Annotated in this window: 10 protein-coding genes; 5 read left to right on the plus strand and 5 right to left on the minus strand. The window is 70.6% G+C overall.

Features of this window, described 5'->3' with window-relative positions:
• Positions 1-27: 27 nt before the first annotated feature.
• A complete protein-coding gene (locus tag LR393_RS01520; RefSeq protein ID WP_231481031.1) occupies positions 28-426 on the minus strand; it encodes a hypothetical protein in 399 nt (132 codons plus the stop codon).
• Between the two features lie 183 nt (positions 427-609).
• On the opposite strand from LR393_RS01520, the gene LR393_RS01525 reads away from it, so the two are divergent.
• Positions 610-1,443: a PhzF family phenazine biosynthesis protein gene (locus LR393_RS01525; protein WP_231481032.1), complete on the plus strand. Its 834-nt coding sequence runs from the start codon at positions 610-612 to the stop codon at positions 1,441-1,443.
• A 244-nt stretch (positions 1,444-1,687) separates the two neighbouring features.
• Positions 1,688-2,464, plus strand: a complete 777-nt coding sequence (locus LR393_RS01530) for a YqjF family protein (RefSeq protein WP_231481033.1) — start codon at positions 1,688-1,690, stop codon at positions 2,462-2,464.
• On the opposite strand, the gene LR393_RS01535 is transcribed toward LR393_RS01530, so the two are convergent.
• Positions 2,461-2,820, minus strand: coding sequence for a winged helix-turn-helix transcriptional regulator (locus LR393_RS01535; RefSeq protein ID WP_231481034.1), 360 nt, complete (start codon positions 2,818-2,820; stop codon positions 2,461-2,463). The genes LR393_RS01530 and LR393_RS01535 overlap by 4 nt on opposite strands.
• A 64-nt stretch (positions 2,821-2,884) precedes the next feature.
• On the opposite strand from LR393_RS01535, the gene LR393_RS01540 reads away from it, so the two are divergent.
• The 3 genes from LR393_RS01540 to LR393_RS01550 all read left to right on the plus strand — a co-directional run bounded on the left by LR393_RS01540 (position 2,885) and on the right by LR393_RS01550 (position 6,957).
• Positions 2,885-5,110 (plus strand): LLM class flavin-dependent oxidoreductase, encoded by a 2,226-nt coding sequence (locus LR393_RS01540; protein WP_231481035.1) that lies wholly within the window; start codon positions 2,885-2,887, stop codon positions 5,108-5,110.
• Between the two features lie 63 nt (positions 5,111-5,173).
• Positions 5,174-6,544, plus strand: a complete 1,371-nt coding sequence (locus LR393_RS01545; protein WP_231481036.1) for an FAD-dependent oxidoreductase — start codon at positions 5,174-5,176, stop codon at positions 6,542-6,544.
• Between the two features lie 134 nt (positions 6,545-6,678).
• The gene (locus LR393_RS01550; protein ID WP_231481037.1) at positions 6,679-6,957 is read left to right on the plus strand and encodes a hypothetical protein; all 279 of its coding nucleotides are present in this window, start codon (positions 6,679-6,681) and stop codon (positions 6,955-6,957) included.
• A gap of 29 nt (positions 6,958-6,986) precedes the next feature.
• Here the strand turns inward: LR393_RS01550 and LR393_RS01555 are convergent, their stop codons facing one another.
• From LR393_RS01555 to LR393_RS01565, 3 genes are read right to left on the minus strand one after another with little or no spacing between them, the layout of a single operon-like run.
• Positions 6,987-7,202, minus strand: a complete 216-nt coding sequence (locus LR393_RS01555; protein WP_231481038.1) for an MbtH family protein — start codon at positions 7,200-7,202, stop codon at positions 6,987-6,989.
• Positions 7,199-14,245 carry a condensation domain-containing protein gene (locus LR393_RS01560; RefSeq protein WP_231481039.1) on the minus strand — a complete coding sequence of 2,349 codons (7,047 nt, stop codon included), beginning with the start codon at positions 14,243-14,245 and terminating at the stop codon, positions 7,199-7,201. The genes LR393_RS01555 and LR393_RS01560 overlap by 4 nt, the downstream gene beginning before the upstream one ends.
• 10 nt (positions 14,246-14,255) lie before the next feature.
• Entirely contained in the window at positions 14,256-15,671 is a 1,416-nt protein-coding gene (locus tag LR393_RS01565) for a lysine N(6)-hydroxylase/L-ornithine N(5)-oxygenase family protein (protein WP_231481040.1), read from the minus strand.
• Positions 15,672-15,687: the final 16 nt, after the last annotated feature.

The raw sequence follows: 15,687 nt of genomic DNA on the forward strand, positions 1-15,687 counted from the left end.
TCGTGTTCAGGCAACCACAAACTGTGCTCAACCCTGCTCCCGGGGGTCGGTCCAGAGTGAGCACTCCACCCGGATCACCGTCGCCGGAAGTGGGCCCAGAGCTGCGGCCAGCTCTTCGTCGGGCGGCTCCGGCGAGGTCGTCCAGAGGTGCACCGGCTCTGCGCCGAGCAGGTCGTGATGCGGCTGGAGATCCAGGCCTTCGGCATCGATCAGCTCGTAGGCCAGCGTGATCAGGGCCGAGGCCAGAAGGAACACCAGAGCCTGCTCGTCGGTGCCGGCCGGACCGCGGAAACCCTCCGGCACATCGGCCAGCAGTTCCGGTCGCCCGTTCGCCCCCAGCCCCCGCGTGTGAATCCGCCGCACCCGCCCACCGGGCCCCGCGACCACCTCGACCCGAATGCGTTCGGTGCCCACGTCGTCCTTCATTGAAACGCCCCCCTGCTCTCGGTATTCGTGCAGGACCAAGGCTGCCGGACGTCCGCGACGGACTCCCCGGATCGTCCACAGAATTCGCGCCTGTGGACAAACCGGGGATCGTGTACGCCGACCGGTCCACCGGGCCGGGATTGGCCGTGTCGCGGCGCCGGCGCGGATGGCACGGTGGCGGCCATGCGCAGATTTGCCCAGGTGGATGTGTTCACGTCGCAGCCCGGCCGGGGGAACCCGGTGGCCGTGGTGCTCGATGCGGAAGGGCTCACCGACGAGGAGATGCAGCGGCTGGCCCACTGGACCAACCTCTCCGAAACCACTTTCGTGCTCCCGACGACCCGGCCCGGTGCGGATTACCAGGTGCGGATCTTCACTCCCGGTCGCGAGCTCCCGTTCGCGGGTCACCCCACGATCGGCACGGCTACGGCGCTTTTGGACGCCGGTCAGCTCCCCTCCGGTTCGTCGTGGACCCAGGAGTGCGGTGCGGGCCTGGTCGAACTGCGGCGCCTGGACGACGGCGCCCTGGCCTTCGCGGCCCCCGCTCCGGTGGCCGAGGAGCCGCTGGACGACGAACTGCTGCTGGTGCGCGCCCTCGGCGGGGTGAAGGCGGACCAGCCGACGGTGATCGAGATCGGCCCGCGCTGGCTGACCGGCCGGGTGACGCTGGAGGAGCTGAACTCCCTGCAGCTGGACGCGGAGGCCTACGCGCAGATCAGCGAGATCACTCCCGACGTCACGCTCTACGCCGTGGACGATTCCGGGGATCTGCACGTGCGGTCCTTCTTCCGCGAGGAGAACCGCATCGAGGAAGACCCGGTGTGCGGCAGCGGGAACGCCTGTGTGGCCCGGCACGTGCAGCTGTCCGGCCTCGACACCGCCCTGGCCGGCGGCTACCGCGCCTTCCAGGGGCGGCACCGGGGCCGCGACGGGCGCATCAGCGTGAAGCTGGACGAGGGGCAGAACTGGGTCGGTGGGCAGGCCGTCACCGTGATCTCGGGAACGATCGCCGTATAGGACGTGACGGCTCCGGCCGCTGCGGTTTGCCGGGCACCGCGAGTGGCCGGCGGGTCTGGCGCGGGCCCGGCACCCGGAGCGGCAGGTTCGTCATGTGTACACCTGGTACATCCGGTACCGGATGTACCAGGTGTACACATGACGAACCATCTCCCCTCCGGTCTGGCCCGAGCCGAACCAGGGCCCGCGGATTGAATGCGTACGCGATTCCGGGCGGCCTTTTGCGTCTGGTTACCATCTGACCGTGGATCCGGAGCCGATCACCCCGCTCGCCCCGCGCCCCGTGGGGCGCACCGTCTTCACCCAGACCTGGGCCGAGCTGACGTTCCTGCACTGGGCGGTCGAACCGGAACGGGTGGCGGCGTACCTGCCGCCGGGCGTGCTCCCGGACACGTTCGAGGGGAAGACCTACGTCGGGCTGGTGCCCTTCCGCATGCAGGGCATCGGCCTGCTCGGGTCGCCGGGGCTGCCGTACTTCGGCGACTTCCTGGAGACCAACGTCCGGCTCTACTCCGTCGACGAGAAAGGGCGGCGCGGTGTCGTCTTCGTCAGTCTCGACGCGGAGCGCCTGGCCCCGGTGCTGGTGGCGCGACTCGGACCGCGGTTGCCGTATCTCTGGTCGTCCATGGGGTACGAGCGCGACGGTGACCGGATCACGTACACCTGCCGACGACGTCCGTACGCGAAGCGGCTCTCGACCAGCCCGGTGGTGAGCCGCGACGAAAGCGATTTCCCGCAGCACACGGCCACTTCCCGGATCGGTGTGGAGGTGGGCGAGGAGATTCCGGCCGATCGGGTCAGCGAGCTCGAGCACTGGATGTCGGCGCGCTGGGGCCTGCACCTGTCCCGGTACTACTGGCCCAACGAGCACGAGAGCTGGCCGCTGCGCCGGGCTTCCCTCGCGGAGTTCGACGACGAGATCCTCACGGCCGCCGGTTTCGGTGAGCTGGCGGCGAGAACTCCGGACAGCGTGCTCTTCTCATCGGGGGTGCACGCCACCTTCGGGCCGCGCGTCCGCTAGGCCACGTCCTGGTCCACGTCCTGGTGCTGCTCAGGCACCGCGAGGTTGTGCATCGAGGTCAGCACCGTGAGCCCTCGCGGCGTGAGGTGGTAGCGCACCGAGACCGGGACGGTCGGGGTGACGACACGCTCGAGGAGGTGGTGCTGCTCGAGTTCACGCAGGCGGGCCGAGAGCAGGCGGGCGGAGATACCCTCCACCAGCGCCTCCATCTGACCGAAGCGGGTGGCGCCGCGCCCCAGGGCGAGCATGATGGCGCTGGTCCAGCGCTTGGTCACGATCTTCACGACGGCCGTGGCCCGTCGGCACTCGTCGTCGCTGATCGGCTCGCCCGCGGGCAGGGTATGGCGATTGGTCACTTATCAAGAGTAAGCGACTAACCCCCAGGTTGGCAGTTCCGGTCGAGAGCCGGACGCTGGTCTCATGCCTGATTACGGTCATCCGCTGCGGTTCGGATCGTTCATCACCCCCACGAACGCCCCGGCGTCCCGCCCGGGTGAGCTGGCCGTGCTCAGCGAGGAGCTGGGCCTGGACCTGGTGACCTTCCAGGACCACCCCTACCAGGCGTCCTTCCTCGACACCTGGACCCTCCTGACCTGGGTCGCCGCCCGCACCGAGCGCGTCCATCTGGCCGGGAACGTGCTCAGCCTGCCGCTGCGTCAGCCGGCGGTGCTGGCTCGTTCGGCCGCGAGCCTGGATCTTCTGAGCAATGGACGCTTGAGCCTGGGGCTGGGCAGCGGAGCCTTCTGGGACGGCATCGAGGCGATGGGTGGACGACGCCTGACGCCTGGTCAGGGGGTGGACGCGCTGTCCGAGGCCATCGACGTCATCCGGGGGATCTGGGACGTCGCGCAGACCCGTCCGCTGCACGCGGGCGGCGAGTACCACCGGGTGAACGGGGCCAAGCGGGGTCCGGCCCCGGCCCACGCCATCCCGCTCTGGATCGGCGCCTACAAACCCCGGATGCTGCGGCTGGCCGCCCAGAAGGGTGACGGCTGGCTGCCCTCGCTGCCGTACCTGAAGCCGGGCGACCTGGCGCGCGGCAACACCGTCATCGACGAGGCGGCGCGGGCGGCCGGGCGTGAACCGGCGCAGATCGTGCGCCTGCTGAACATCACGCCCCAGGAGAACGCCGACGATCTGGTGGGTCTGGCCGTCGACGAGGGCATCAGCACGTTCGTCGTGATGGGGGACGACGCCCGCGGGCTACGGCGTTTCGCTCAGGAGATCGTCCCGGCGGTGCGGGAGCGGGTCGAGGCCGAACGGTCCCGGCGCGGCGTGTCCACCCGGGGCCGGATCCGGACCGCGGCGCACCTGGCCCGGCGGGTTCCCGGTATCGCCTACGACGACGTGCCCGCGTCGCTGGTCGACCGGGCCGTCGAGCCGGCCGACCCGGCGTATGCGCGCTACCTGTCCGGCTATCTGCGCGGTGGTGCACCCGGCCTGGTGCTGCGTCCGCAGACCGTCGAGCAGGTGCAGGACGCGGTCGCTTTCGCGACGAAGCACCGGGAAGTGCCGCTGGGTATCTTGAGTGCCGGGCACGGGCTGTCCGGGCGTTCGCTCAACCACGACGGTCTGGTCATCGACGTGAGCTCCCTGAACACCATCGAAATGGTGGACGCGTCAGCTGGAGTCGTGCGGATCGGTCCCGGTGCGCGGTGGGTGGACGTGGCCCGGGCGCTGGCGCCGCACGGTCTGGCCATCACCAGCGGGGACCACGGCGGTGTGGGTGTCGGGGGTCTGGCCACGGCCGGCGGGATCGGCTGGTTCGCCCGCGCGCACGGGCTGACGATCGATCACCTCCGGTCGGTGGACGTGGTGCTGGCCGACGGCGCGCTGAAACACGCCTCGGCCGAGGAGAATGCGGACCTGTTCTGGGCGATGCGCGGGGCCGGGGCCAATTTCGGGGTGGCGGTGTCGTTCGAGTTCGCCGCATCGCACGTGAAGAAGGTGGCCTTCGCGCAGCTGGTGTTCGACGTCCACCATCTGGTTTCTTTTCTGGAGAAGTGGGGTGCGGCGATCGAGTCGGCCGATCGCAGCGTGACCGGGCAGGTGATTCTCGGGCCGCCCCGGGGCGGGAAGCAGTATGCCCAGGCCATGCTGGTGGTCGAGTCGGACGATCCCGAGCTGATCGTCGAAAGGTTGCAGCCGATCGCCGATATCGCGCCCCTGGTGAACCAGTCGGTGGCGCTGGCGGCGTACGACGAGGTGATCTCCGCGTTCGTCAGTGACGAGCCGCAGCAGGGGCAGGGCGAGCCGCTGGCCCACTCGGGCATGGTCGAACACCTGACACCGGGATTCGCCCGTCAGGTCGCGGCGATGCTGGAGGCCGGGGCGACGTACTTCTTCCAGATCCGCGCCGTCGGCGGAGCCGTGTCTGACGTTCCCTCTGAAGCAACGGCTTACGGCTGGCGCAACGCCAATTTCTCGATCCTGGCCTTCGGGTCGGAACAGTCCGGGCTGGACCAGTACTGGCCGCGACTGCTGCCGCACCTGGAGGGGCTGTACCTGAGCTTCGAGTCCGGGCTCGGTGCGGATGTGCTGGCCCGGGCCTTCCCGCCGGCCAACCTGGCCCGGCTGCGCACGCTCAAGGGGGAGTACGACCCGACCGGGCTGTTCCGGGACAACTTCTTCATCCCGCCGGCCTGAGGGCACCGGAAAGGGCCCTTCCGGACATATCCAGGATTGACCGTCCTCGCCTACTTTGTAACGATGACGAGTGCTGCGCAGACGTTCGCCGAGATCGGCGCCACCGAGCCCCCAGCCTCTCCCACGGTGAGCCTGGGCGCGGCCGTGGTGCTCGGCGGGAGCATCGCCGGGATGCTGGCTGCGCGGGTGCTGGCCGACCACGCCGAGACCGTGCTGATCGTCGACCGTGACGACCTGGCCACTGCGGACGGGCACAGAAACGGTGTGCCGCAGGGCAATCAGGCGCACGTGCTGCTCGCCGCCGGTGGCCGGCACCTGGAGCGCTGGTTTCCGGGCTTCACCGACCGGGCGGTGGCGGCCGGGGCCCTGCCCCTGATCAGCGACCAGGTGGCGATCTACGACGACTTCATTCCCCGGGTCAGCGGATCGCAGCTGAACCGTCTGGCCCTGACCCGGCCGTTCCTGGAGCAGCTGATCCGGGCCGAGCTGCAGGGGGTTCCGAACGTGAAGTTCGTGGCCGAGCGGGTGACCGGCCTGGAGTTCGGCGACACCGCCGTCACCGGGGTCAGGTACGAGTCCGGGGTCGAGCCGGCCGACCTGGTCGTCGACGCCCTGGGCCGGGGCAGCCGGGTGGGCGACTGGCTCGAGGAGGGCGGCTGGGAGAAGCCCGCGCTCGTCCGGGTGCCCAACGGCCTGAACTACGCCACGGCCTTCTTCCGTCGTCCGCCCGGTGACCAGCCGATCGGGATGGGCATGGCCCTGGTCGGCTCCCCGGTCACGGGCGGGGCCATCTTCATGATGGCGGAAGACGACCGCTGGATGGTGATCCAGGCCGGGTACGGCGATTTCAAGCCCGGCCACACCAACGAGGACATGATCGCCCGCTGCCGCCGCGACTACCCCGAACCCTTCGGCCACGTGGTCGACAACGAGATGCTCGGTGACGTCGCCACCTACCGGCAGAGCGACAGCCGACGCCGTGACTACGGTGGCTGCGAACGACTTCCGGCCCGTCTGATATCGGTCGGCGACGCCGTGGCCTCGTTCAACCCGATCTTTGCCCAAGGCATCAGCTCGGCTGCGCTCCAGGCGTCCGCCCTGGCCGGATACCTCCAGTCGAACCCCGACCTGAACACCCCGGCCCGGGACTTCCTGGCCCGGCAGAAGGTGGTGGTGGACGCCGCCTGGTCGATCGCGACCAGCGGAGCCGGAGCCGGTCAGGCTCGCCCCTCCCCGACCCAACGCGTGCGGGGCTGGCTGATCGGCCGGGTGGTTGCCGCCAACCTGACCGACGCGTCCGTGAACCGCGTGTTCGTCGAGGTGACCCAGATGCTGCGCCACCCGAGCGACCTGGCGTCCCCCGCAGTGGTGCGCCGAGCCCTCCTGGCAAGCCGCAACCGCCGCCCGGCCCCGGTCCCCCCGCTGGACCGCTAGCGAGGGTTGCTCCCCGAACCCGGCGATCGTGTGCATTCCTTGCGCCGGACCCGCAAGGAATGCACACGATCTCCCGCTGACGGTCGAGCCATCCATCGGGGAAGTTCCGTGCCGGCCTGGCCAGGTCGTCGGTCGTGGATCAGGAGGCCGTCGACCACGAACGCGAGTTCGGGGCAGTCCCGGTGATCGGGGATGTCGTGCGGATCCGCGTCGCTCAGCGTGTGGATTTCGACCTGCTGGCCGATCCCGTCATCGCCACGGCGCATCCACCGCGTATCGGGGTGGGGGAGCTCTTCGAGATGACCGGCCCGCAGGCCGTCGACATTGCGCACCGGCTCCTGCGGGCCGCGGCCTCGATGGAGGATCGGGGCGATGCGCAGGCCCGGCGCCCTCGGCTTGTCGCTGAGGCGTAGGCCTGACCTGCAAGATCACGAACAGAGGATCAGGGGTTGTTGCTCAGGAAATCGGCGAGGCTTTTCGGACGCAGGTCGGTCCAGTTGGTCTCGATGTAGTGGACGCAGGCGGTGCGGGAGTCGGGGCCGAACACGGTGCGCCAGCCGGCGGGTACGTCGACGAACTCGGGCCAGAGGCTGTGCTGGTTCTCGTCGTTCACCAGAACGAGGAAGACTCCGTCGGGGTTCTCGAACGGGTTGCTCATGAAACTTCCTTCGGGGGACGGAACTGGGGGGCTGCGCGGGTGAGGCCGGTCAGGGCGCGAAACCAGGTGTCCGCGAGGTCTTCTACTGCCGCGGTGGTGAGAACGCCCTCGCACCAGGCCCATCGTACGGTGAGGCAGGGCCCGGCCGGACGGTTCTCGATCTGGGCGGTGATGGTGAGGGCGTACGGGGCGGGCTGGGTCAGCTCGGCTGCTTCGGTCTCGGGTGCGATCGACCAGTCGCCGGGCTCGGGAAAGTCGATGTGCCCCAGGTAGGTGAAACTCAGATCCGGAGTGCTGTCCTCGCCGGGGGACAGGTTCTTCCGCACCTGCGCGACGGCTGACGCCGCGGCCTCACGGGTGTCGAGCACCGCGTCCAGATCGATGCCGCCAGTGTCGAGGAACGCGGGGAATCGGCTGGTGAACTGGCCCACCGTGCGCGAGAGATCGAGCGCGGGCATCTCGTCGCGGCCGTACCGTTCGAGCGCCACGAGAATGCCGGTTCTGCGGGACCGGGCGGGGTCACGGGGGGACGACGAAGGGCCAGCACTCCCTTCGTCGCGGGCTTTCCCCCCGTGACCCTGCCCAGCCCCGCCGTCTTCGTACCGCCGACGCTGATCGCTGACCGAAAGGGCCAGCGCCGCAAGCAGTATGTCAGTCACCGTCGCCCCGTAGGCTGCCGGGACGGCGGTGAGCAGTGGGGCCGTGTGCTCGGCGGACAGCTCGCGACCGACCTCCAGTACGGAAGTGGTGCGATCGACCGCCGGACCGACCGGAAGCCGAACTGTTTCACCGAGAACATCGGACTTTTGTGGCAATTCATGGACCGACCCGGTGAAGAGATCGGCCCAGCACTGGAAGGATATTCCCTCCGGTGCGAGATCGATACTACCGGAGAGGGTTTGGCTGTAGGCAATAGCCAGGTCGGACAGAAGAATGCGGTGTGAGACACCATCCGCCACCAGGGCGTGGGTCAGGATCAGCAGCCGTCCGGGCCGTCCCCGGCCCAGGTCGAGGCGGGTCGCGCGCACCATCACGCCGTCGCGGGGGCGCAGTTCGGCCTGCTCCACCCCGGCCTGACGGGCGATCTCGGCCCAGAGCTGTTGCGGGTCGAGACCCCGCGCCAGCACCGTGCGCACCCGACACGGCCGGTGCCGGGGGGAGATCTCCAGACCGGTTGCCGTCAGCCGCGACTGCATCAGGGGGTGCGCGGCGATCACGGCGTCCAGCGCGACCTGCAGCCGTTCGGGGTCCACGTCGGCGGGAAGCTGGATCACCATCGACCGGCAGGCCTCGTCCGCCGGCAGGGGCAAGGGCAGAGGCGGGTCGATGGTGGACGTCCTCCACCCCCGCGGTGCCTCCGGCACCTCGGTTCGCGGGAGGAGCTGGAGTACGCCGTCTGCACTCCAGCGGGCCCGGTCACCGGTGCGGTACATCCGCCGCCCGGTCTGGAACGGGTCGGCCACGAAATGCCCGGCGGTTCCGGCCGGACGGTTCGGGTAGCCGTACGCCAGCCCGGTGCCGGCCACGTACAGCTCGCCGGTCACGCCCGCGGGCACCGGCTGCGCGTATCCGTCGAGTATGTAGGTGCGCAGGCCGTGGTAGCGGTGCGCGGATCGGGCGCCGGAGGAATCTCCCTGCCAGCCGTACGCGTTCACGGTGCCGTCCGGCCGATAGAGCTCGCGCACCGTCAGACCGGGCACGGCACAGGCCTTCCGCCACAGATCGGGATCGGCCCGTCCGTCGATCAGCAGCTCAGAGAGTCCGGCCTCGGGCAGCCCCGCGGCCATCAACGGTTCCAGGAGTGCGGCGGTCACGTCGAGCACATCGACGGATGCGTCCTTCAGATAGCCGGCCAGGACAGAAGGGTTGTGGCACAGAGGTTCCGGGAGCACGTGCAACTGATGGCCGGCCAGCATCCACAGCACCGGCCCCCACGCCCGGGCGGACCCGAACGACGTCATGTGGGCCACGCGGAGTGGTTCGCCGTCCGGGTCCGTCGAGGCGGAGCGGCGTGGGCCGGCGAGGTGCACGATGCCGGCGTGCGGAAGCACCAGGTCCCGGACGATCTGGGCCGGGAGGTCCGCGTCCAGCCGGCCACCGCGTTCCCGGTCGGTCAGCGGGGAGTCGTCCTCGTCGCCCTCCAGCAGGAGCGCGGAGTCCAGGGTGAGCACGGGGGAGGCCTCGGCAAAGTGCTCGGGGTCCAGCACGTACGCGGCGCCGCACTTCAGCACGGCCAGGATCGCGGGCAGGGTCCAGGCCCGGTCGAGGTCCAGGGCCACCACCCGGCCGCGCAGGGGTCCGGCCCAGAGCAGTACCCGGGCGGCGCGGTTGCTCCAGGCCTCGAGCTCGGCGAAGGTCCAGCTGTGCTGCTCCGTCACCAGGGCGGTGGCGTGCGGGGTGAGCCGCGCCTGCCGGGAGAGGAGGTCGACGACGGTCAGGTCCAGCAGATCGAGCGGAACCGGGCCGCCGGCGGCCCATTCCCCGGTCACCTGCTCCCGTTCGCCGGGCAGCAGCACATCGAGTTTGCTCAGCCGGGCCCCGGGCGTCTGTGCCACCTGTTGCAGCAGACGCACCAGCCGGGCGCCGAAGCCGGCGGCGGTCCGGGCGCCGAACGCCCCGGCGCGGTACCCGACGGATCCGTCCAGTCCGGGGCGCCCGAGGTCGACGACGTCGAAGGACAGGTCGCAACCGGCCGGCCCGTGTCCGATGCGCACCGGAAGACAGCTCAGGCCGGGAAGGTCCAGCGGACGCTCGGTATCGGCCCGGTACCCGACCCGCACCCGGAAGAGCGGGCCACCGCCCAGTGCGGCCTCGAGCCGCTCGTACGGCAGGTCCTGCCGCCCGAGCGAGGCCAAGCCGGTGTCGCGCACCCGGGCCAGAACGTCGGCGAAGGCCGGATTGCCGGAGGTGTCGGCCCGCAGCACCAGGAGGTTGCTCAGGGGCCCGACCACGGGTGCCAGACCCGGATCGCCCCGGCCGGTCACCCGTGAACCCAGCGGGACGTCCTCCCCGGCGCCGAGCTTCGACAGCAGCACGGCCACGGCCGCCTGCAACAACATCTCCATCGAGACGTCGTGCGTCACCGCCACGGCCCGCAAACCCTCGGCCAGGGGCGCGCCGATCATGAACGGCTCGCTCCCGCCCTCGTGACCGGTTCCCGGAGCCCGGCCACCGGCCGCGGTGGACCGGTCGCCGGGCCGGGCGGAACCGACGCCGTCCGGCGTGGAATTGGCGCCGATCCGCGCGGAGCCAATGTGGGACAGTGTGGAGCTTCGGTCTGGCAAGGAAGGACATTCGCCCGGCAGCGTGGAGCTTTCACCCATCGGTGCGGAGCCGTTGCCCGGCCGTATCGGGTTGTTGCCCGGCAGGTCCAGCTCACCCGAGAGCCCGGCGAGTTGATCGCGCCACCAATTCTCCTGCCGCGCGAATAGACTCGACGGATCGGCCGGGTCGCCCAGCTGATCGGTCCGCCAGAGCATGACGTCGGCGAACTGCACCGGCGCGGACCCCGGAGCGGGCACCTGCCCGAGGGTGCGGGCGGTGTAGGCGGTGGACAGGTCACCCAGCAGGACGGTGGCCGACTCCTCGTCCGCCGCGATCCGGTGGGACAGCACCAGCAGCACGTGCTCGTCGGGCGCCACCCGGAAGAGTGTGGCCCGCAGCGGGATCTCCTGGTCCAGCCGGAACCCGTGCCCCGCCTCGCGCCGCAGGGCCGCGCCCAGTTCTGGGCGCCCGTCCACCGCCAGCACCCGCAGGGCGGGCATCTCGTCCCGCACCACCTGGTGCGGTGACCCCGGGTCGGGGACCACGAGCGTCCGCAAGCTCTGGTGTCGTCGGGCCACGTCGCCGAGGGCGGCCTCGAGCGCGTAGACGTCCAGCGCACCGATCAGGCGCCAGGTCATCGGCACGTTGCCGTCGGCCGAGGGGCCGTGGGCGCGGTAGTGGGCCCAGAGGCGCTGCTGGGAGTCCGACAGGGGCACACGCGCCGGCCGCTGGGGGATCGTCCGCATCCGGGGCCGGTCGTCCCGCGGAGCGCCGGGCAGGCGCCGGGCCAGCTGGTGCACGGTGGGGGCCTCGAAGATGTCCCGCACCCCGATTCTCAGCCCGGGCCCGCCCCGCAGGAGCCCGGCCAGACGCAGGGCCAGCAGGGAATGCCCACCCAGCTCGAAGAAGTCGTCGTGGATCCCGACCTCGGACAGCCCCAGCACCTCGGCGAAGGCAGCGGCCAGGGTCTTCTCCGGCTCGGTCCGAGGTCGCACCAGGTTCCGGGCCGGCGCAAGCGCCCGCAGATCGACCTCGCCCCCGGGTCCCCGCGGCAGCCGGTCGAGAACGACCACGGTGGAGGGGATCAGGTCGCGGTGCAGACGCCCGGTCAGGGCGGCCCGGATCTCGTCCGGCCGGGCCTCGCGGTGGGTGGTCACGTAGGCGACGAGCTGCTGGTCGCCCGGGGTGTCTTCCCGCACGGTCACCGCGGCCCGGTCGATCATCCGCAGGTCGCGCAGGGCGGCCTCGATCTCGCCGGGCTCCAGGCGCACACCGCGGAACTGCACCTGCCGGTCGGCCCGGCCGAGCAGTTCCAGCGCCCCGCGGCTGTTCCAGCGGGCCCGGTCGCCGGTGCGGTACATCCGCTCACCGGCCTGCTCACCGGTGGCGAAGGGGTCGGGCACGAAGTGGACGGCCGTCAGGCCGGGCCGGTTCAGATAGCCGAGGGCGAGACCGGGCCCGGCGACGTACACCTCACCCGTCACCCCGGTCGGCACCGGTCGCAGCGAGCTGTCGAGCAGGTAGGTACGCACCCCGTCGATCCGGTGGGGCGCCCGCCCGCCGGCCGTGTCACCGACCCAGCCGTACGCGTCCACTGTTGTCTCGGTCGGCCCGTACAGGTCGTACACGCGCAGCCCGGGATCTTCGCAGACCTGACGCCAGAGCTGCGGATCGATCGCGGCGCCGCCGACCGTGAGCACCTTCAGCCGGCCCTCTAGCAGCCCGGCGGGAAGTAGTTCGCCCAGCTGTGTGGGGGTCACGTCGATGCCGTCGACACCGTAACGGTCGAGGTAGGTGATCAGCGCGTCCGGGTCCTGGTAGGTGCTCTCCTCGATGACGTGCAGCTGATGTCCGGCCAGCATCCAGAGAACCGGGTCCCACGAGGCGTCGCTGCTGAACGACTGCACGTGCCCCAGGCGCAGCCGCCCGGTGTGGCGGGACGTCAGCTGACGCCGGTGGCTGGCCAGGAGGTTGGCCGACGCCGCGTGGGTGGTCACCACGCCCTTGGGCAGACCGGTCGAACCGGACGTGTAGACGATCTGGGCGGGTGCTGCGGGGACGACCGGAGGGAGTACGGAAGTGGCCGCGAACCAGGCATTCTCGAGTTGCTCGACAGAGCGGATGACGATGCTGGGCGCGGCGTCGGCGAGCACGGTACAGGTACGCCCGGCGGGCGCGCCCGGGTCGATGGGCAGCACCGCGGCGCCGGTCTTCATCACGGCGAGCATCGCGGGCAGCATCCAGGCGCGGGGCAGGGAGAGAGCCACGATCTCGCCGTTCAGCGGATGGGTGGCGCGCAGCCCGGCGGCGACCCGGCCCGACCACTCCTGGAGTTCGGAGTAGGTCCAGCGCTGTTCCGATGTGACCAGGGCAACCGCGTCGGGGGCGGTCCCGGCCTGTTCCCGCAGGACGTCCAGCACGGATGTGGGCACCTGAACGGGCTTCTCACCGGAACAACGAGCACCGAGCAACCCGGCCCGCTCCCCCTCCAGGAGCAGGTCGAGCCGCCCGACTGCGGAAATCGTACCGCGAGAAAGCTGCCGCAGTGCACCACCGAGCCGGTCCAGCACCGATCCCGCGGTCTCGGCGTCTATCCGGTCGGGGGCGAATTCCAGCTCCAGACGCAGGGATTGGCCCGGACGGACGGTGAGACCGAGAGGGCTGGACGAGGAGTCGCGGACGACCACATGAGTGATCTCCACATCGTCCATACCGCTGGACAGTCCCTCGCCCAGTGATTCGTCGTCGAAAAGGACGACGGTGTCGAACAGCTCACCCACCCCGGCAGCCTGCTGGATCGCGGCGAGCCCGAGGTGACGGTGCTCGGGCAGGGCGTCGCGGCCGTCGCGCAGGCGGCGGAACATCGTTCCCGGGGATTGCGCCGGCTCGATCCGGATCCGCACCGGAACCGTGCTCGCGAACGCCCCGATCGCCGCCGCACCCGGCGGGCGGCCGGCCCCGGTGACGCCGAACACCACGTCGTCCGAGCCGGACAGCGTGGCCAGCACGAGGGCCCAGGCACCCTGCACCACGGTGCCCAGATCGACCTGCTCGTCGTGGGCGAGGGCGTGCAACCGCGCGGTGAGCGCGGGATCCAGTTCCCGCACCAGGTGACCCGGCAACTGAGTGGGTGGGGGACCCGCCGGGGTGATCAGCGTCCCCCGTTCCAGACCGCTCAGAGCCTCTTTCCAGGCCCTGAGCGCCGCCCCGGAGTCCCGCACAGTTCCGACCGGGGAAGGCGTCCCCGCCGAGGCCGGGTCGAGCAACTCACCCAGCACCGCCCGCATCGACCAGCGGTCGAGCAGCAGGCGGTGATGGGTCAGCACGAACCGGTACTGCTCGGGGCCCAGCCGGTACAGGGTGGCCCGCAGCAAGGGCGGCGCGGCCGGGTCGAACCCGCGCAGCCGGTCGTGCTCCAGCAGCCCGGCCAGCTCCTGCTCGACCGCCGCCCGGCCGTAACCCTGCGCCGGGAGCTGACGCAGGTCGATCTCCTGCCAGGGCAGGGTCACCCCCGCCGCGACCAGCGCCACGCACTCGCCGTTCTCCCGCTGGCCGAACCCGGCCCGCAGGCCCGGATGCCGGTCGAGCAGCGCCTGCGCGGCGTCGCGCCAGCGGCTCGCATCGACCGGACCCTGCAGGTCGAGCACGAGCTGGGCGGTGTGCACGTCGGGGACGTCACCGCGCTCACGCCCGCTCAGGACCTCGAAGAGGATCCCTTCCTGCGCGGGCGTCAGCGACGCCGCCGGGGTGACCGTCAGGCCGTCGGGGGGAATGAGCACACCTGGCCCTTCAGGAGATGAGGTGGCGCAGTGCGGCGACGGGCGCCTTGGCACCACCCTGGGGCAGCCGCGCCGTGGAGATCCCGCTGACCACGGAGGCCAGGATCTCCCCGGCCCGCACGGCGATCGTCGAGAGCAGCGACGAGGACAGCCCGTGCGTGTGTTCGGTGCCACCCTGCAGATAGATGCCGCAACGGATGCCCGGCGTGGTCACCACCCGGTAGTCGCGCTGCACCTTGAGCCGGCCGTTGTGGTCCGGCGGGCAGTAGGCACCCAGCCCGCCGAGCAGCGGCAGCGGGTCGACCGGGTCGTAGCCGGTGGCGAAAACGGCCAGATCGGCGTCCAGGTCGAACGTGCGGTCGCTGGTCAGGGACCGCACGGTGACCGCCACGCTGCCGCCCTGTTCGCGTACCGCCTCGACCCGGGCGACGTTCATCATGGTGAGCCGCTCGCGACCGACGACCTTCTCCTGGTACTGCCGCCGGTACAGCTCCTCGATGAGCTCGCCGTCCACCACCGAGTAGTTGGTGTTGGCGTGGTAGCCCATCAGCATCTCCTTCACCGAGGCCGGTGCCTCGAAGAAGTCGTCCACCGCGTTCGGGTCGAAAATCCGGTTCGCGAAAGGGCTGTCGTCGGCCGGGCTGTAGCCGTACCGGGAGAACACCGACACCACCTCGGCATCGGCGAACCGCTGGTGCAGGAACGCCGTCACCTCGGCCGCGCTCTGCCCGGCGCCGACCACCACGAAACGCTTGGCGGCCTGGCCGTCGATCTCCTCGACGCGGTGCAGCAGCTGCTGGTTGTGCCAGACGTGCTCGGATCCCGAGATGCCTTGCGGGAAGCGGGGTTGCAGGCCGGTGCCGATGACCACGTTGCGCGCGCGATAGGTCACCTCGCGACCGGTGCCGTCGGGCGTCAGCTCGCGGGCCGTGACGTCGACGGCCACCACCTCGTCGTCGCTCATCACCGGCTCGATGCGCGTGACCTCATGACCCCAGTCGACCAGGTCGGCCACCCGCGCGGCCGCCCACTCCAGGTAGGCGTGGAAGTCCAGGCGCAGCGGGAAGAGCGTCTTGTGGTTGATGAAGTCGACGAGCCGGCCGCGGTCGTGCAGGTAGGACAGGAAGCTGAAGCTACTGGCCGGATTTCTCAGGGTGACCAGGTCTTTCAGAAACGAGACCTGCATCGTGGCATCGTCGAGCAGCATGCCCCGATGCCATCCGAATGCCGGTTGACGCTCGAAGAAACGTACCGCCACGCGCTCGGCGTCGTTAGCCTGGCCGTTGTGCTCCACCGCCGCGATCGCGAGGGCCAGGTTCGAGGGTCCGAACCCGATCCCGATCAGATCATGGGTCGGCAGAGAGGTCGGCGGCGAGGTGTCGCCGTCGGGTCCGTCCGACGATCCGCCAGATGGAAGGGAGCTCATGAATGTCCTCCGGGAC

This window comes from Kineosporia mesophila, assembly GCF_021129235.1.
Taxonomy (GTDB): Bacteria; Actinomycetota; Actinomycetes; order Actinomycetales; family Kineosporiaceae; genus Kineosporia; species Kineosporia mesophila.